The 16,174-nt window shown below is 64.8% G+C and carries 14 protein-coding genes and 2 tRNA genes; 5 read left to right on the plus strand and 11 right to left on the minus strand.

Going from position 1 to position 16,174, the window contains the following annotated elements:
* Positions 1-50: 50 nt before the first annotated feature.
* The 5 genes from DJFAAGMI_RS08555 to DJFAAGMI_RS08575 all read right to left on the minus strand — a co-directional run bounded on the left by DJFAAGMI_RS08555 (position 51) and on the right by DJFAAGMI_RS08575 (position 3,211).
* A tRNA-Arg gene (locus DJFAAGMI_RS08555) sits at positions 51-127 on the minus strand.
* 2 nt (positions 128-129) lie between these two features.
* Positions 130-219 (minus strand) — tRNA-Ser (locus tag DJFAAGMI_RS08560).
* 31 nt (positions 220-250) lie between these two features.
* Positions 251-1,567, minus strand: coding sequence for a serine--tRNA ligase (serS, locus tag DJFAAGMI_RS08565; RefSeq protein ID WP_211456827.1), 1,317 nt, complete (start codon positions 1,565-1,567; stop codon positions 251-253).
* Positions 1,568-1,749: 182 nt separating this feature from the next.
* Positions 1,750-2,739 (minus strand): 4-hydroxy-3-methylbut-2-enyl diphosphate reductase, encoded by a 990-nt coding sequence (ispH, locus tag DJFAAGMI_RS08570; RefSeq protein WP_043006119.1) that lies wholly within the window; start codon positions 2,737-2,739, stop codon positions 1,750-1,752.
* Between the two features lies 1 nt (position 2,740).
* Complete coding sequence (locus tag DJFAAGMI_RS08575; protein ID WP_003052041.1) at positions 2,741-3,211, minus strand: FKBP-type peptidyl-prolyl cis-trans isomerase; 471 nt, start codon at positions 3,209-3,211, stop codon at positions 2,741-2,743.
* Between the two features lie 119 nt (positions 3,212-3,330).
* On the opposite strand from DJFAAGMI_RS08575, the gene radC reads away from it, so the two are divergent.
* Positions 3,331-4,023, plus strand: a complete 693-nt coding sequence (gene radC, locus DJFAAGMI_RS08580) for a RadC family protein (RefSeq protein ID WP_211456828.1) — start codon at positions 3,331-3,333, stop codon at positions 4,021-4,023.
* Positions 4,020-4,676, plus strand: coding sequence for a Smr/MutS family protein (locus DJFAAGMI_RS08585; RefSeq protein WP_003052037.1), 657 nt, complete (start codon positions 4,020-4,022; stop codon positions 4,674-4,676). Before radC ends, DJFAAGMI_RS08585 begins: the two co-directional genes overlap by 4 nt.
* Before the next feature lie 64 nt (positions 4,677-4,740).
* On the opposite strand, the gene DJFAAGMI_RS08590 is transcribed toward DJFAAGMI_RS08585, so the two are convergent.
* The 5 genes from DJFAAGMI_RS08590 to DJFAAGMI_RS08610 all read right to left on the minus strand — a co-directional run bounded on the left by DJFAAGMI_RS08590 (position 4,741) and on the right by DJFAAGMI_RS08610 (position 10,529).
* Positions 4,741-5,769, minus strand: a complete 1,029-nt coding sequence (locus tag DJFAAGMI_RS08590; protein WP_211456829.1) for a M48 family metalloprotease — start codon at positions 5,767-5,769, stop codon at positions 4,741-4,743.
* Between the two features lie 4 nt (positions 5,770-5,773).
* On the minus strand, positions 5,774-6,361 hold the full coding sequence (locus DJFAAGMI_RS08595) for a LemA family protein (RefSeq protein ID WP_003052034.1): 588 nt from the start codon (positions 6,359-6,361) through the stop codon (positions 5,774-5,776).
* Between the two features lie 104 nt (positions 6,362-6,465).
* Entirely contained in the window at positions 6,466-8,556 is a 2,091-nt protein-coding gene (locus tag DJFAAGMI_RS08600) for a bifunctional 2',3'-cyclic-nucleotide 2'-phosphodiesterase/3'-nucleotidase (RefSeq protein WP_211456830.1), read from the minus strand.
* A 94-nt stretch (positions 8,557-8,650) separates the two neighbouring features.
* A complete protein-coding gene (locus DJFAAGMI_RS08605; RefSeq protein WP_003052030.1) occupies positions 8,651-9,055 on the minus strand; it encodes a group II truncated hemoglobin in 405 nt (134 codons plus the stop codon).
* Positions 9,045-10,529: an MFS transporter gene (locus DJFAAGMI_RS08610; protein ID WP_249334194.1), complete on the minus strand. Its 1,485-nt coding sequence runs from the start codon at positions 10,527-10,529 to the stop codon at positions 9,045-9,047. The genes DJFAAGMI_RS08605 and DJFAAGMI_RS08610 overlap by 11 nt, the downstream gene beginning before the upstream one ends.
* 216 nt (positions 10,530-10,745) lie before the next feature.
* On the opposite strand from DJFAAGMI_RS08610, the gene DJFAAGMI_RS08615 reads away from it, so the two are divergent.
* Positions 10,746-11,621: a LysR family transcriptional regulator gene (locus DJFAAGMI_RS08615; protein ID WP_211456831.1), complete on the plus strand. Its 876-nt coding sequence runs from the start codon at positions 10,746-10,748 to the stop codon at positions 11,619-11,621.
* Positions 11,622-11,634: 13 nt separating this feature from the next.
* Here the strand turns inward: DJFAAGMI_RS08615 and DJFAAGMI_RS08620 are convergent, their stop codons facing one another.
* On the minus strand, positions 11,635-14,205 hold the full coding sequence (locus DJFAAGMI_RS08620; protein ID WP_211456832.1) for an ABC transporter permease: 2,571 nt from the start codon (positions 14,203-14,205) through the stop codon (positions 11,635-11,637).
* Positions 14,206-14,250: 45 nt separating this feature from the next.
* On the opposite strand from DJFAAGMI_RS08620, the gene DJFAAGMI_RS08625 reads away from it, so the two are divergent.
* Positions 14,251-15,036 (plus strand): sulfite exporter TauE/SafE family protein, encoded by a 786-nt coding sequence (locus DJFAAGMI_RS08625; RefSeq protein WP_211456833.1) that lies wholly within the window; start codon positions 14,251-14,253, stop codon positions 15,034-15,036.
* A 50-nt stretch (positions 15,037-15,086) separates the two neighbouring features.
* A complete protein-coding gene (locus tag DJFAAGMI_RS08630) occupies positions 15,087-16,157 on the plus strand; it encodes an adenosine deaminase family protein (RefSeq protein ID WP_211456834.1) in 1,071 nt (356 codons plus the stop codon).
* The last annotated feature ends 17 nt before the right edge of the window (positions 16,158-16,174 follow it).

Raw genomic sequence — 16,174 nt, forward strand, 5'->3', positions numbered from 1 at the left:
CGCCAGAAACGAAAAAGCCTCAGAGTATTTCTACTCTGAGGCTTAACGTTTGGTGCGGCTGGCAGGAATCGAACCCACGACCCCTTGGTTCGTAGCCAAGTACTCTATCCAGCTGAGCTACAGCCGCATTGGCGGAGAGGGTGGGATTCGAACCCACGGTACGTTTGCACGTACGCCTGATTTCGAGTCAGGTACATTCGACCACTCTGCCACCTCTCCTGTGTCGAAGCATCTATTGTAGCCTAAAAAATCAGGCCTTCAGCAAAGTTTTGCCACCCATGTACGAAACCAGTGCTTCGGGCACGGTGATCGAGCCGTCGGCGTTCTGATAGTTCTCCAGCACGGCGACCAGCGTACGGCCCACGGCCAGGCCGGAACCGTTGAGCGTGTGCACCAGCTCGTTCTTGCCCTGGGCATTCTTGAAGCGGGCCTGCATGCGGCGCGCCTGGAAGGCTTCGCAGTTGGAGACCGAGCTGATTTCGCGGTAGGTGCCCTGTGCCGGCACCCAGACTTCCAGGTCATAGGTCTTGGCAGCGCCAAAGCCCATGTCGCCCGTGCACAGGCTCATCACGCGGTACGGCAGGCCCAGCTTCTGCAGCACGGCTTCGGCGTGACCGGTCATCTCTTCCAGCGCTTCATAGCTCTTTTCGGGATGCACGATCTGCACCATCTCGACCTTGTCGAACTGGTGCTGGCGGATCAGACCGCGCGTGTCGCGGCCGCCGGAGCCGGCTTCGGAACGGAAGCAGGGGCTGTGTGCGGTCAGCTTGATGGGCAGGCGGTCTTCAGCCAGCACTTCGTCGCGCACCAGATTCGTCAGCGGCACTTCGGCCGTGGGAATCAGGTACAGAGCCGCAGTGTCGGGCAAGGGCTCGGCATCCTGGCCGCCCTTCTGGGCCGCAAACAGATCGCCTTCGAACTTGGGCAGCTGGCCCGTGCCCTTGAGCGAATCGCTGTTGACGATGTAAGGCACATAGCATTCGGTGTAGCCATGCTCTTCGGTCTGCAGGTCCAGCATGAACTGGGCCAGCGCACGGTGCAGGCGCGCGATCTGGCCCTGCATCACGGTAAAGCGTGCACCGGAGAGCTTGACGCCGGCTTCGAAGTCCAGGCCGATGGGCGCGCCCAGATCGACGTGATCCTTGATCTCGAAGTCGAAATTCCTCGGCGTGCCGAAGCGGCGCACTTCCACATTGCCTTCTTCGTCGGCGCCCACGGGCACGGACTCATGAGGCAGATTGGGCACGGCCACCAGCATGGCCTGCAGCTCGGTCTGGATCTGGTCCAGGCGCGTGGCCGATTGTTCCAGCTCGGTCTTCATGGCGGCCACTTCGGCCTTGGCGGCTTCGGCGGCGTCCTTTTCGCCCTTGCCCATCAACATGCCGATCTGCTTGGACAGCTGGTTGCGCTTGGACTGCAGCTCCTCCGTGCGCGTCTGGATGGACTTGCGTTCGGATTCCAGCGCCTTGAAGGCTTCCACGTTCAGGAAGGCTTGGGGGTTCTTGCGGGTTTGCAGTCGGGCGACGACTGAATCCAGGTCTTTGCGGAGAAGTTGAATGTCGAGCATAGAGGGGGATTTTAGAGCGACTGGCCGCACCCGGCCGATACACGGGGGATGGCAGCAGTCAGCTATCAAAAGCAAAGCGCCTTGCGCAGGCTATTCATAGAATTTCAGCATAAAACTATCTGAAATTACCGAATAACATACGCAAGGCGCTATGAAGTTTCAAGCAATCAGCTTGTCAGAACTCAATGTCCGGTCTCGGGCGCCTTGCGCACTGCGATCTCCAGGCCCGTGGCCGCATCGATCTTCAGACCCTTGGGCAGCGGGAACTTGATGGTTTCCTCGATGCCGTCCATCTTGCGCACGGCGACTGCGCCCAGTTGCCGGATGCGTGCGATGACCTCGTCGACCAGCACTTCGGGCGCCGAGGCACCGGCCGTCAGCCCCACGCGGGCCGCATCGGCAAACCACTCCTGTTTGAGCTCGAGCGCGTTGTCCACCATATAGGCAGGCGTGCCCAGGCGATCGGCCAGCTCGCGCAGGCGATTGCTGTTGGAGCTGGTCGGGCTGCCGACGACGATGACCAGATCCACCTGGGGCGCCAGCACCTTCACGGCATCCTGGCGATTCTGCGTCGCATAGCAGATGTCCTGCTGCTTGGGCTCGCGCACCTGCGGAAAGCGGGCCTTGATGGCGGCCTTGATGCCTGCGGCGTCATCGACCGACAGTGTGGTCTGTGTCACCACGGCCAGCTTTTCGGTCTGGCGCGGCGCCACCTTGGCCACATCGCCCTCGTCCTCGACCAGGTGAATGCCTTCGGAGAGCTGGCCCATGGTGCCTTCGACCTCGGGATGGCCCTTGTGGCCGATCATGAGGAATTCGTAGCCTTCCTTGGCCAGCTTGGCGACTTCCACATGCACCTTGGTGACCAGCGGGCAGGTCGCATCGAAGATGGCAAAGCCGCGGCGCTCGGCCTCCTGCTGCACGGCCTTGGAGACACCGTGGGCCGAGAAGATCAGCGTGGCGCCGGGCGGCACCTCGTCGAGCTCCTCGATGAAGATGGCGCCCTTGGCCTTGAGATCGTTGACCACAAAGGTGTTGTGCACGATCTCGTGGCGCACGTAGATGGGCGCGCCGAACTTGGCCAGCGCCCGCTCCACGATCTCGATGGCGCGATCCACCCCGGCGCAAAAGCCGCGCGGCTCGGCCAGCAGGACTTCCTTGGCTCCCACCACCTCAAAGCACCCCGATCAGCTTCACTTCAAACGTCACGGGCTGGCCGGCCAGCGGGTGGTTGAAGTCGAACAGCACGGCGCCGTCCTCGCGCACCTGCACCACGGCGCCGGCGTAGCTGCCGCTGCCGTCGGGTGTGGGGAACTGCACCACATCGCCCGCGGTGTATTGCTCATGTGGGTCGCCAAGCTCGTTCATGAGCTTGCGGGCCACCCACTGCATCATGTCGGGGTTGCGCTCGCCAAAAGCCTCGCCTGCGGGCAGCTCGAAAGTCGTGTGTGTGCCCTCGGCCAGGCCGATCAGCTTGTCTTCCATGGCCGGCGACAGCTCGCCCGCCCCCAGCGACAGCGTCGCCGGCTTTTCGTTGAAGGTATTGATCACATCGCCCGCAGGGCCCGCCAGGCGGTAATGCAGCGTGAGAAAAGAGCCTGCCTGCACGACGGGCAGATCCGAAGGGGTTGCGCTTGTGGTCATGAAAGTCCCGATAAACTGGGCTGCATTGTAAGAGCGAGCCTATAACCTCTCCGAGCCTGCGTTGAGATGGCCGGCCCGCCCTGGACTTTCCCGCCTTGCGTGAGCAAGCACTGACACCCATGCCCATCAAAGACCTGCCCCTCAATGCCCAGCCGCGCGAAAAGCTCGCGCAGCGGGGTGCGGCTGCGCTCTCTGATGCGGAGCTGCTGGCCGTCATTCTGCGCACTGGCATGGCCGGCAAGACGGTGCTGCAGATGGCACAGGAGCTGCTGGAGCTGCCCGGTGATCGCCAGGGAACAGGCGGTCTGGCCGGACTGCTGGCCGCCGACTACAAGGCTTTGGCAACCGTCAAGGGCCTGGGCCCGGCCAAGCGCGCCGAGCTGATGGCCGTGCTGGAGCTGGCCCGCCGTGCCACGGCGCAGCAGCTGCGCGAGCGGGAAGTCTTTTCCTCCCCCGAAGCCGTCAAGCACTATCTGCAGCTGCATCTGGCAGCCAGGCCGCACGAGGTGTTTGCCGTGCTGTTTCTGGACAGTCAGAACCGCTTGCTGGCTCTTGAAGAAATGTTTCGCGGTACCTTGACGCAAACCTCCGTCTACCCTCGTGAAGTCGTGCTGCGCGCCCTGCACCATCAGGCCGGCGCGGTGATCCTCGCGCACAACCACCCCAGCGGCAGCGTGCAGCCCAGCAGTGCCGACTGCGCGCTGACCGCCACGCTCAAGGCCGCCCTGGCCTTGATCGATGTGCGCGTGCTCGACCACATCATCGTCGGACCGGGCGCTGCCTGTTCCATGGCCGAGGAGGGTCTGCTATGAGCCATGGACACCGCTCGCTGCAGGATCTGGCCGGCATCTCCCGCCATCTCAAGCAGCTGCGCGAACAGGCCGAGGCCCTGGCCCTCGCCCAGGCCGAAGCGCGTGCAGCGCGCGAACGCGAACGCAATCTGTTTGCGCTCAGCGTCGGCAAGGTCACGCCGCTGCGCTCGCGCAACGAAGTCAGCTTTCTGGAGCCGGCCCCCTCGCCGCTGCCGCTGCAGATGGTGCTGGACGAACAGAATGTGCTGCGCGAAGCCATGAGCGATGAGTTCGATGTCAGCACCCTGCTGGACGTGGACGATCAGCTGAGCTTTCGCCGCCCCGGTATCGGTCTCGACGTGACGCGCAAGCTGCGTGGCGGCCACTGGAGCATTCAGCGCCAGCTGGACCTGCACGGCCTGCGCTCCGACGAAGCCCGCGAAGCGCTGGGCCAGTTCATCCGCCTCTCACACCGCACGGGCGTGCGCTGCGTGCGCATCGTGCACGGCAAGGGCCTGGGCTCGCCGGGCCGCACCCCCGTGCTCAAGGGCAAGGTGCAGCGCTGGCTGGTCCAGAAGAAAGAGGTTCTGGCCTTTGTCCAGGCCCGCCCGGCCGAAGGAGGCGCAGGCGCGCTGGTGGTGCTGTTGCAGCCGGGCAAGCGCAAGCTGTTCTGAGCCCATTTGCCTCCAATTTGATAGCTACTCGCGCTTATTTACATCGGGACTGAGCCCAAAAGGCTTATCTTGCCTGCGGCACGGTGTTGAGCGGCAAGGGCAGCGGCCGCATATCGCGGCCGTAAATGCGGCGTATGCGCTCGGGCACCGTGGGGTGGGATTCCAGCCAGTCTTCGAGGCGGCTGGCATGGGGTGTCTCGGCCAGCAGCATGTGCTGCACGATGCGCTTGTCCAGCCCCTGGTGGCTGCGCGTGTCCTGCTGCCAGCTGCCATACTGCTCCTCGGCCAGCTCACGCTGCGTGAGCACCTTGCGCAGCACGCCGCCCAGGCCGTCCTTGCTGCGCGTCCACTGCACGGCGCGCGCATCGGCCAGATACTCGCGCTGGCGCGATACGGCGGCCTTGAGCAACTGGCCGCCGAGCCAGCCGACAAAGCCCGCGGCCTGGATGAAGAGGCCGAACCATTGCGTAAGAATGCTGTCGCGCTCGCGCAGACTCTGGCCGAAGTTGTGAATCAGCTCCAGCCCGTAGACCATGCCGGCCAGCTGCATGTTCAGTCGCGTATCGCCCTCGCGCAGATGGGACAGCTCATGCGCCACCAGACCCTGCATTTCCTCACGGCTGAGCTGGTCCAGCGCCCCCTGGGTCACGGCAATGACGGCGTCCTGCGCATCCCAGCCCGCCGCAAAGGCATTGATGGCCTCGGTCCGCGCCAGCACCGCGACCTGGGGCGCAGGCCAGTGCGCCGCGATGCACATTTCATGGACGATATTGCACAACTGCTGCTCGGCCAGCGAGCTGCCGGGTCTGGCCTCGCGCGCTCCAACGCGCTGGGCCAGCTTGCGCCCGCCGTGGCGCAGCTGGTCCAGCTCTATCCAGCAGCCGCCCAACACCAGCAGCAAGGTCACGCCGATATTCACCGTCGCAAAACCCGTGGGATAGTCCCAACCGCCGAATGCCAGAGTGCCCAGCCACCAGGCCAGCATCAGGCCCAGATGCACCGATGCCACCACGGCCAGCACGCACAGGCCGAATATCAGCAGCAACCAGCGCGTGCTGCGCCTGGCTTCGCGCTGTCGCTCCCAGAAACGCATGCGCTCAGAACCTGACCTGAGGGACGGCGCGCTCCTGCTCGCTCTGGGTCGAAGCCAGCATGTCCAGATGCACAAAACCCACCAGCCGCGCCACGATCAGGTCCGGGAACTGCCCAGCCTGGTTGTTGAAGTCCAGCACCTCGTCGTTGTAGGACTGACGTGCAAAGCCGATGCGGTTCTCGGTGCTGGTGATCTCTTCGCTGAGCTGCTGCATGCGGGCATCGGCCTTGAGCGTGGGATAGGCCTCGGCCAGCGCCATCAGACGGCCCATCTGGCCGCCCAGCACCTGCTCCGCCGCCATGAGCGCCCCCATGACTTGCGCTTTGCCCGGCGACTGGCGCGCCTTGTCGGCAGCGCTGACGGCCTCGCCGCGCGCGCGGATCACTGCCTCCAGCGTCTGGGCCTCGTGCTGCATATAGCCGCGGGCAACTTCCACCAAGTTCGGAATCAGGTCATGGCGGCGCTTGAGCTGCACATCGATCTGCGCAAACGCGTTCTCCACCTGGTTTTTGTGCGTGCGCAAGCGGTTGTAGAGGGCAATTGCCCAGATCACGATCACCACCACCACTGCCAGCGCGATATATGCCGTCATACCCTCTCCCCTATCCCTGAAAAATTTCTCGCATCATAGCCAGTCCCAGAAAAAAGCCGCCGTGGCTTTTGCAGCCACGGCGGCAGTTGTTGCGGTATCGCAGCCTACTTGGACAGATCGAGCTGATATTTGCTCATGCCCTTGCCCAGGCCGTCATCCGCGGCCAGTACGGACACTCCCGTCAGGCCCGCAGCCTGGGCCACGCTCAAGGCATTGCTGCCGGAGCTGAACACCACCGGGCCGGCCGTCGTCACCTTGGTAAAGCGCCAGCTCTTGGCAGCGCCATTGGCGGCTCTGGTGATCTGCGGATTCTGGCGCACATACCCAATCACCACATCGCGGTTCGCGTCGGGCGATGCCCAGATGGCCGACGAGCCGTCGAGCTTGGGGATGAAGCTGGCACCGCTGGTGGCACGGTAGTTGTTGGTGGCGATCACGAACTCCTGCGCCGTATCCATGGGCTTGCCCAGATAGCTCAGGTTCTTGATGCGGCTGCCCAAAGGCTGGGTGACATCGATCTCGTACTGCACATCGGCCGTGGTGAACATGTCGAAGTTGTAGCCCGGGAAGCTGCTGATCAAGGGCTGCTCGGTCGTCTTGTTCACATCGATCTGGTTGAAGCGCTTGGCGGCAGCCTCCAGCCAGCTCTTGATGTCGGCGCCGTTGACCTTCACTGCGTACACGGTGTTGGGGTAGAGATACAGGTCAGCCGCGTTGTAGATGGCCAGCGAGCCGGCAGCCACATCGGTGAAGTCCTTGCCGCCCTGGAAGCCGGACTTGAACGGCGCACTCACCGACAGCACGGGCAGGCTGGCGTACTGGGGCAGATTGGCCTTGATGTAGCCGGCCACATAGGCCTGCTGGGCCTGGTTGACGATCTGGATCGCACCGGGATCGCCCACATCGGCAAACAGCGTGCTCATGCGGAAGTCCGTGCTGCCGATGGGCGTCTTCACATAGCTGATGGCCGCCTGATGCTGTGCCTCGATCAGCGGTGCAACGGCCGGATCGGCATCCACAAACACCGTGGCACCTGCGGCATCCTTGTTCTGGATGTTGCGCAGCTCGCTCTTGCTGCCGGTCTTGGCCACGCTCCACTTCTTGCCGTCCCATTGCAGCGGCAGCTGGATCACGCCCAGCGCCTTGCCCCAGGAGCTGGCCATGACCGCAGGCACGCCGTTGATGGTGCCGGCCTGGTTGTCCACGCCGCTCTGGCTGTAGGCGGGCTTGGCCGACAGATCGGGGAACACGCTGTGCTGATGGCCCATGACCATGGCATCAATGCCCGCCACCTTGGACAGATACAGGCCGGGGTTCTCCATGGTGGCCGAGTAGGCCGAGCCGTCCAGACCGCCATGCAGCAGCGCCACCACCACATCGGCGCCCTTGGCACGCAACTCCGGCACGTACTTGCTCGCCGCCTCGACCGCGCCCTCGGTGTAGACCTTGCCTTCGAGATAGCGCTTGTCCCAGTTCATGATGCCCGGCGTGGTGAAGCCGATCACGCCGATCTTGATGGGCAGCTTGACTTCCTTGCCGTCGCTGCCCTTGGCCACCATGGTGCGCTCCAGCACGGCATAGGGCTGGACCAGAGGCTTCCTGGTCTTGCTACTGTAGACATTGGCCAGTACGGCCGGATAGCCGTTGCCCGCGCATTTCTGGCTGGCGTCCACGCCGTCCACATCCAGACCGCCACCCAGCACCTGGTTGAGAAAGGGCAGACCGTAATTGAATTCGTGATTGCCCAGCGTGCCGGCGTCAAAGCTCAGCGCGCCCATGGCCTTGTACATGGACAGCTGCTGCGTGCAGGCGATGGGCTTGATCTCGGCCTCGTAATCGGCCAGAGCCGTACCCTGGATGGTGTCGCCGTTGTCCACCAGCAGCGTGTTGGCAAATTCCTTGCGGGCCGCACGGATCAGCGTGGCCGTGCGCTCGAAGCCATAGGTCTTGTCTTCGGCCAGCTTGAAATAGTCATAGCTGCGCACATTGAAGTGCAGGTCCGTGGTCTCCAGAACGGCCAGCGTCGCCGTGGCAGGCTGTGCAGTGACAGGCGTTGTGCTGCTGTCGTCGCTGCCGCCGCATGCGGCCAGCAAGGCGGCACAGCCCACGGCCGTCAGCACATGGCGGCGTTGCTGCAATGCCGAGAAGAAACCGCCCGAGCGCAGCTTTGCGCCAGGCAAATCGAAATCCTGCATGGTTGACCCTGCTTGTTGAAAAACAGGCAGTGTCGGCAGGGGTTTTTACAGCGTCATGAAGGAAATTTGACGCTTTGCCACCGGGCCCAGGGACTCAGGCGCCGCGATTGCGCATCCAGTCCGCCGTGTTCATGAAACTGGCCTTGAGACGCGTGCGCAAGGCCTCGGGCACCTCGGTCTCGCCCATGGCCTGATCCATGCAGGCCACCCACTGGTCGCGCTCCTGGATGCCGATGGAAAACGGCATATGGCGCATGCGCAGACGCGGATGACCGAAACGATCCTGGTAATAGTCGGGGCCGCCCAGCCAGCCGCAGAGAAACCAGAACAGCTTCTGGCGCGCGTCGTCGAGCGTGCTGCCATGGGCGGCGCGCAGCTCCTTGTAGCCGGGCTCCAGATCCATGAGGTCATAGAAACGGGCAACCAGTTGCTGGACTTTGTCTTCGCCACCTATCCATTCGTAGGGGGTATCAAACGGGGGCTTTTCTTCAATCTGCATGTGTAGCGGCTTTGCGAGTCAGTCCCGATTGTCGGACATGCGGCATGTCCGTACCCGAGCGCAGGAATGCGAAAACCCCAACGGCCGTCAGCACCGTCACGCCGGCCAGCACATCGAGCAAGGTGGAAAAAGCCAGGCCATAGGCCTTGAGCAGCTCGGCGGCCGACGCATCCTGCATCAGCGCCTGCGCTCCCTGCATATTGCCGGTGACCAGCATCTGGGCCACGGCCGGGCCCTGCGTCATGGAGGGCGAGAGAGCCGCCAGCTCCCGCGCCAGCAGCGCGGCCAGCGCTGCCCCGACCACGGCCAGGGCAATGCCCTCGCCCGCCACACGCACGGTGCTGAAGATGCCCGTGGCCATGCCGGCACGCTCGCGCGGCACCACGGTCACGGCGAGCCCGTCCATCAGCCCCCAGGGCAGGCCTATGCCCAGACCGATCAGCAGCAGCGGCGCGGCCATCTGCGCCAGGTCCGAGCCGGGGATGCAGCGGCCCAGCCACAGCAAGCCCACGGCACAGACCAGCAGTCCCGCCCCGCACAGCAGGGCGGCCGACAGCCAGCGCGCAAGCCAGCCCGCCAGCAGCGGCACGCACAGCATGGGCAGCGACAGCACGAACATGCGCTCCCCGGCCGCGAGCGGCGCCAGGCCTTCCACGCCGATGAAGCGCAGCGGCAACAGCACCAGCAGCACCACAAAGGCATAGGCCGGTGCTGCGGCCAGCAACTGCACACCGACAAAGCGCGGATAGCGGAACAGCGACAGGTCCAGCATGGGGTGGGCGCTGCGGCGCTCGATCTGTACAAAGGCCGCTGCCGCCAGCAGGGCAGCCGCCAGTGGCAGCCATGTGCGGCCATGCGACCAGCCCGTTTCCGGGACTTGCAGCATGCCCCAGGTCAACAGAGCCAGCGCCAGCGTGAACGACAGCGCGCCCGGCAGGTCCAGCCGCTGCGCCTGCGGATTGCGCGTTTCCGGCATATGGCGCAGGCCCAGCAGCAGCGCCGCGAATGCTGCTGCGGCGGCGCTGAGCATCACGCTGCGCCAGCCCCAGCTCTGCAGCAACCAACCCGACAGCAAGGGCCCGAAGGCCAGTCCCACACCAAAGGAGGTGCCCACGACACTGAAGGCACGGGTACGCCGGACACCATCGTAAGCCTGGGCCAGGCCGGCCGTGCCTGCCGCCAGTGCAGCGGCCGCGCCCAGTCCCTGCAGCGCCCGCAACAGATCGAAGCCGATGATGGCCCCCTTGCCTTGCAGGCAGACCTGCAGCAGAACGCTGCCCACCACGACGGCCAGCCCCGCAAGAAACACGCGCCGCCGCCCGTAGACATCGGCCAGTGCTCCTGCCGCCATCAGCGTGGCGCCGAAGCTCAGCATGAAGGCATTGGTGACCCAGTTCAGTGCCAGAGGGCCGCCGCCCAGTGCCTCGCGCAGCGCCGGCAGTGCCACGGCCGGCCCGGTAAAGCTCAGCGGCATGGCCAGAGCAGCCAGGCAGACTGATAGCAGCACCCAGGCAGGCGATGCGCGGCGGGCGCAAACCGGAAGATCCGCCTGTGGGCAGGATGGAGAAGTGGAGCAGGACATGGAGGAGTGGCTTCGTGAATCAATCAGGCATGAACGATAAAAGCGCTCCAATCAAACGAAAATAGCGGTAAAACTCCCAACAATCCCAACCTAAGGTTGCCAATCACCATGGACAGCTTCAGCGGACTTGAGTCCTTTGTACGTGCCGCCGATCTTCTGAGCTTTGCCGAGGCCGGCCGCGCGCTTGGCATCTCGGCCTCGGCCGTGGGCAAGAACGTGGCGCGGCTGGAGCAGCAACTGGGCCTGCGCCTGTTCCATCGCACCACACGCCAGGTACGTCTGACGCAGGAAGGCACTCTGTTTCACGAACGCTGCCGGCGCATCCTCGACGAGCTGCACGATGCACGCGCGGCCATGCAGGCCGCCGCCGAAGCGCCGCGCGGACGGCTGCGCGTGAGCCTGCCCACCATCGGCTACCGTTTTCTGCTGCCCGTGCTGCCCGAATTCCAGGCCCTCTATCCCGAGGTGGAGCTGGATCTGGACTTCAATGACCATCTGGTCGATGTCGTCGAAGCCGGGCTCGATGTGGTCATCCGTAGCGGCGAGCTGGCCGATTCGCGGCTGGTGGCGCGCCGACTCGGGCCGTTTCGCTTCATTCTCGCGGCCTCGCCGGCCTATCTGGCCGAGCGCGGCCTGCCGCTGACGCCGGCCGACCTTGCCGGACACAGCAGCCTGCGCTATCGCTTTCTGAACAGCGGCAAGCTTGAGGAGTGGACGCTGCCCGGGCTGCCGGCCATGCCCATCTACCTGGTCTGCAACAACATGGAAGCCATGCTGGGCGCAGCCGTCTCAGGCCTGGGTCTGGCCTATATGCCCGACTTCCTGGCCCGCGACGCACTGGCGCGTGGCGAGCTCCAGCAGGTCCTGGCGCAGCAGCTCACGCATAGCGGGCAGTTCTCGGCACTCTGGCCCTCCAGCCGTCAGCTCTCGCCAAAAGTCCGGGCTTTTGTGGACTTTGCGAGCGAGCGGCTGTTCAAGGGCTAGCCTTAGAACGTTCTTATTCCGCCGCCTGGCGCAGCGTGATCATCACGGGACGGCTGACCACCTCGCGCAATGCCCACCAGCCGGCCAGCCAGGCCAGCAATGCGCCCGCCAGCGCGCCCACCAGCGGCACCCACCAGAGCACATTCCACTCGAAATCAAACACCCAGCGCGCCAGCGCCCAGCCCACGGCCAAAGCAACGCAGCTGGCCAGAAAGCCGGCCATCAGGCCCACTCCGGCCAGCTCGGCACTCTGCACCTGCTGCAGCAGGCCCGACCGTGCTCCCACGGCGCGCATGATGGCGTATTCGCGCGCTCTTTCCTCACGCGTGCCGGTGACGGAGGCAAACAGCACGACCAAACCCGCCACCAGCGTGAAGCCGAACAGGAACTCCACGGCGCGTATGACCTGGTCCATCACCTGCTGCACCTGGGCCAGCGTGCTGCTCAGATCGACATTGGTGATGTTCGGAAATTCATTGACCAGTGCATTGTCAAAGCCCTTGATGTCGGGCGCACGATAGGCCGCCAGATAGGTCACGGCCACGTTCTCCAGATGCTGCACGGGGTAGATCACAAAGAAGTTGGCGCGCATGGAACTCCAGTCCACCTTGCGCAGGCTGGTGATGCGGGCCTCGCTCTCCTCACCGCCGATATCGAAGCGCAGCGTATCGCCCAGCTTCAGACCCAGGGTCTTGGCGATGCCTTCCTCCATGCTGATCGCGCCCTGCTCGCCGGCCTGCCAGCGGCCGCCCACGATCTGGTTGTGATCGGGCATGGCTTCGGCGGTGGAGATATTGAACTCCCGGTCCACCAGACGCTTGGCACGATCCTCCTCATAGTCTTCGGGGCTGACGGCCTTGCCATTGACGGCAATCAGCCGGCCGCGAATCATGGGATACCAGTCATAGCTGTGCACGCCGGCCTTCTTCAGCGCGGCCTGAAAGTCCTGCGCCTGATCGGGCTGGACATTGATGACAAAGCGATCGGGCGCATTGGCCGGCGTGGCCTTGCGCCAGCTGGCTATCAGATCGGTGCGCAGCAGCACCAGCAGCACCAGGGCCAGCAGCCCTACCGCCAGCGAGCTGACCTGTACCACGGCATACACGGGCTTGGCCGAGACCTGGCGCGTGGCCATGACCAGCCAGCGCGGCGCCGTGCTCTCGTTGACCACCTGGCGCAGCAGCTTGACGGCCAGCCAGGCCAGGCCCGCAAACAGCAGCACGGCGACGGCAAAGCCGCCTACGGCAATCAGGCCCAGCTTGATGTCGCGGCTGGCCACCATCAGCAAGGCCGCAAAACCCGTAACGCCCACACCCAGCACCAGCCACGATGCGGGCTTGAGCGCCCCCAGGTCGCGCCGCATCACGCGCAGCGGCGGCACCTGCGCCAGCTGCAGCACGGGCGGCAAGCCAAAGGCCAGCAACAGGGTCAGCCCCATGCCCATGCCGAACAATGCGGGCCACAGGCTCGCCGCAGGCAGGGCAGACTCGACCAGTCCGGCCAGCAGCCAGACAAACACATGGTGAACGGCCCAGCCCAGCAGCACGCCGGCCGCGCTGGCAGCCAGGGCAATGCTCACGAACTCCACCACATAGGCCAGGGCAATGCGGCGCTGGCTCTGGCCGAGCACGCGCAGCATGGCCGACGCATCGAGATGGCTGTTGGCAAAGGCGCGCGCGGCCAGTGCCACGGCCACGGCCGACAGCAGCGCCGAGAGCAGCGCCACCAGACTCAGGAATTTCTCGGCCCTGTCCAGGGTCTGGCGCATTTCGGGGCGGCCGCTTTCCAGCGACTCCACACGCACGCCATGCAGGCTCTTGGCCAACTCCTGCGCCCAGCCCAGATAGTCCTGTGCAGCCCGCTGCGCGCCGCGCCCGGCATCTGCCTGCGCCGCCACGGCCAGCCGATAGGTGATGCGGCTGGCGGGCTGCACCAGGCGCGTTGCGGGCAGGTCGGCGCTGTTGATCATCACGCGCGGGGCAAAGCTCATGAAGCCCGCGCCACGATCGGGCTCGATGGCAATGATGTGCGAGATACGAAAGCTCGCATCGCCCAGCAGCAGTTGGTCGCCGAGCTTCAGGCCCAGCGCCTCCAGCAGCGGTGCATCCACCCAGGCATGGTCGCGTTCAGGAATCGCCCTGACTTCCAGGTCTGGCTGACCGGGTCCCTGATTCAGGTGCAGCACGCCGCGCAATGGGTAGCCGGGGTCCACGCTTTTGAGCGCCACCAGGCGGCTGGCTCCGCCCTGCTCCTGGGCGGCCCGCGCCATGGTCGGAAAGCTGGCCGTGGCCACGGTCTGCAGTCCCTGCTGCTGTGCCTGCTGCACGAAAACCGCGGGGGCGGGGTTGTCGCTGACCACTACCACATCTCCGCCCAGCAGCTGACGGGCGTCGCGCTGCAGGCCGGCCTGCAGGCGGTCGGCAAAAAAGCCCACGGAGCTCAGTGCCGCCACTGCCAGCAGCACGGCCACGATGATCAGGCGCAGCTCGCCAGCGCGCAGATCGCGCCAGAGATTGCGCAGTCCCAGAATCCAGACAGATGATGCTTGCATGGTCTGCACGATAGCGCAGCGGCCTGCAGCCATGCCAAAACTGCATGGCAATTCCCTGCCGACCGAAGACGATAATCGATGCCATCGGACGGAGACCAGAACGTGGAAGCAATGTTGATCGTGGCCCTGGGGGCCGCTGTGGCGGGGTTTGTGCAGGGGCTTTCGGGCTTTGCCTTCGGCATGGTGGCCATGTCCTTCTGGGCCTGGGTGCTGGAGCCGCAACTGGCGGCCGTGCTTTCGGTGTTCGGCTCCCTCACGGGCCAGATCATCGCGGCGTTCACCGTGCGGCGCGATTTCCACTGGAAGTCGCTGCTGCCGTTCATCGCGGGCGGCCTGGTCGGCATTCCCATGGGCGTGGCCGTGATGCCGCATCTCAATATGGACTGGTTCAAGCTTGGCCTGGGCTGCCTGCTGGTGCTGTGGTGCCCCACCATGCTGCTGAGCGCCCACCTGCCCCGGCTGACGCTGGGCGGCGGCCTGCTGGCCCGCCTGAGCGATGCGGTTGCGGGCCTGATCGGTGGCGCCATGGGCGGACTGGGCGGCTTCAGCGGCACCGTGCCCACGCTGTGGTGCACGCTGCGCGGCTTTGAGCGCCATGTGCAGCGCACGGTGATCCAGAACTTCAACCTCTCGGTGCTGGCCGTGACCATGGCCAGCTATCTGGCCACCGGCCTGGTCAAGCCCGCCATGTGGCCCTCGTTCGCCATCGTGCTGCCGGCCGTGCTGGTGCCCGTGATCTTCGGCACCCGCGTCTACAAGGGCGTGAGCGATGCGCGCTTTCGCCAGATCGTGCTGAGCCTGCTGACCTGCTCGGGCATCGCCATGCTGGCGGCCTCCGTGCCGCGGCTGTTCCTGGCGCCCTAATGTAAAACTGCCTACGGCAAGGCTGATCGCAAGCCACTACCATCTGCGGCATGAATGCCGCGCCTACTGCCCCCACACCTGAACTGACCGCCTTTGCCCATGCCATCCCCAAGATGGAGTTGCACTGCCACCTGCTGGGCACGGTCAGAAAAAACACCTTCATCGAGCTGGTGCAGCGCGCCAAGGCGCCGCTGACTCCCGAAGAGATCGAGGCCTTCTACACGCGCGGCGAAAAGCCCGTAGGCGTGCTGCGCGTGCTGCGCGCACTCGACGAGTGGCTGCTGCAGACGCCGGCCGATCTGGAGCGTATTACCTATGAATACCTGCAGGATGCTGCCGCCCACCATGTGCGCTATGCCGAATTCTTCTGGAACCCCACGGGCACGGTGCAATGCTCGGGCATGAGCTATGCCGTTGCCCAGCAAGCCATTCTGTCCGGCGCCGCAGCCGCACAAAAGGATTGCGGCATACGTGGCCGCCTGGTGCCGTCCATCGACCGCGAAGCCCCGGCCGAGGCCGCCGTGCAGATGGTGCAATGGATGCTGGACAACCGCCATGACGATGTGCCCGGCATCGGCATCGACTACCGCGAAAACGAGCGCCCGCCCGAGCTGTTTGTCGAAGCCTATGCGCTGGCGCGTCGCAACGGCCTCAAGACCACGGCCCATGCCAGCGAGTTCGGCCTGCCCTGGAACAATCTGCAGACCGCCATCGAGACTCTCAAGGTGGATCGCGTCGATCATGGCTACACCGTCATCGACAACCCGGAACTGGCCCGGCGCTGCGCCGATCTGGGCATTGTGTTCACCGTGGTGCCGACCAACTCCTACTATCTGCGCACACTGGCTCCCGAACGCTGGGCGCTGGATCACCCGATACGCCAGATGCCCGGCCTGGGCCTTCGCGTACACCCCAACACCGACGACCCCACGCTGCACCATGTGAACCCCACGGGAGCCTGGACCAAGATGGTCAGCGACTTCGGCTTTTCAGTGGCCGACCTCAGGGACTTCATGCTCAACGGCATCGATGCGGCCTGGATAGACGAGAGCGAAAAGCGCAGCCTGCGACAGCAGTGGGGCGCCGAGTTCGATGCATTGAGCCGCACACACCACTTCTAAACAAATATTGCCAAAGC

This window comes from Comamonas brasiliensis (assembly GCF_018292285.1).
Lineage (GTDB): Bacteria > Pseudomonadota > Gammaproteobacteria > Burkholderiales > Burkholderiaceae_C > Comamonas > Comamonas brasiliensis.

Excerpts from the sequence above, each read along its gene's own strand:
- serS (WP_211456827.1), bottom strand. The coding sequence starts at position 1,567 with ATGCTCGACATTCAACTTCTCCGCAAAGACCTGGATTCAGTCGTCGCC.
- DJFAAGMI_RS08575 (WP_003052041.1), bottom strand. The coding sequence starts at position 3,211 with ATGACCACAAGCGCAACCCCTTCGGATCTGCCCGTCGTGCAGGCAGGC.
- radC (WP_211456828.1), top strand. The coding sequence starts at position 3,331 with ATGCCCATCAAAGACCTGCCCCTCAATGCCCAGCCGCGCGAAAAGCTC.
- DJFAAGMI_RS08585 (WP_003052037.1), top strand. The coding sequence starts at position 4,020 with ATGAGCCATGGACACCGCTCGCTGCAGGATCTGGCCGGCATCTCCCGC.
- DJFAAGMI_RS08590 (WP_211456829.1), bottom strand. The coding sequence starts at position 5,769 with ATGCGTTTCTGGGAGCGACAGCGCGAAGCCAGGCGCAGCACGCGCTGG.
- DJFAAGMI_RS08595 (WP_003052034.1), bottom strand. The coding sequence starts at position 6,361 with ATGACGGCATATATCGCGCTGGCAGTGGTGGTGGTGATCGTGATCTGG.
- DJFAAGMI_RS08600 (WP_211456830.1), bottom strand. The coding sequence starts at position 8,556 with ATGCAGGATTTCGATTTGCCTGGCGCAAAGCTGCGCTCGGGCGGTTTC.
- DJFAAGMI_RS08605 (WP_003052030.1), bottom strand. The coding sequence starts at position 9,055 with ATGCAGATTGAAGAAAAGCCCCCGTTTGATACCCCCTACGAATGGATA.
- DJFAAGMI_RS08610 (WP_249334194.1), bottom strand. The coding sequence starts at position 10,529 with ATGCCGCTGAGCTTTACCGGGCCGGCCGTGGCACTGCCGGCGCTGCGC.
- DJFAAGMI_RS08615 (WP_211456831.1), top strand. The coding sequence starts at position 10,746 with ATGGACAGCTTCAGCGGACTTGAGTCCTTTGTACGTGCCGCCGATCTT.
- DJFAAGMI_RS08620 (WP_211456832.1), bottom strand. The coding sequence starts at position 14,205 with ATGGCTGCAGGCCGCTGCGCTATCGTGCAGACCATGCAAGCATCATCT.
- DJFAAGMI_RS08625 (WP_211456833.1), top strand. The coding sequence starts at position 14,251 with ATGCCATCGGACGGAGACCAGAACGTGGAAGCAATGTTGATCGTGGCC.
- DJFAAGMI_RS08630 (WP_211456834.1), top strand. The coding sequence starts at position 15,087 with ATGAATGCCGCGCCTACTGCCCCCACACCTGAACTGACCGCCTTTGCC.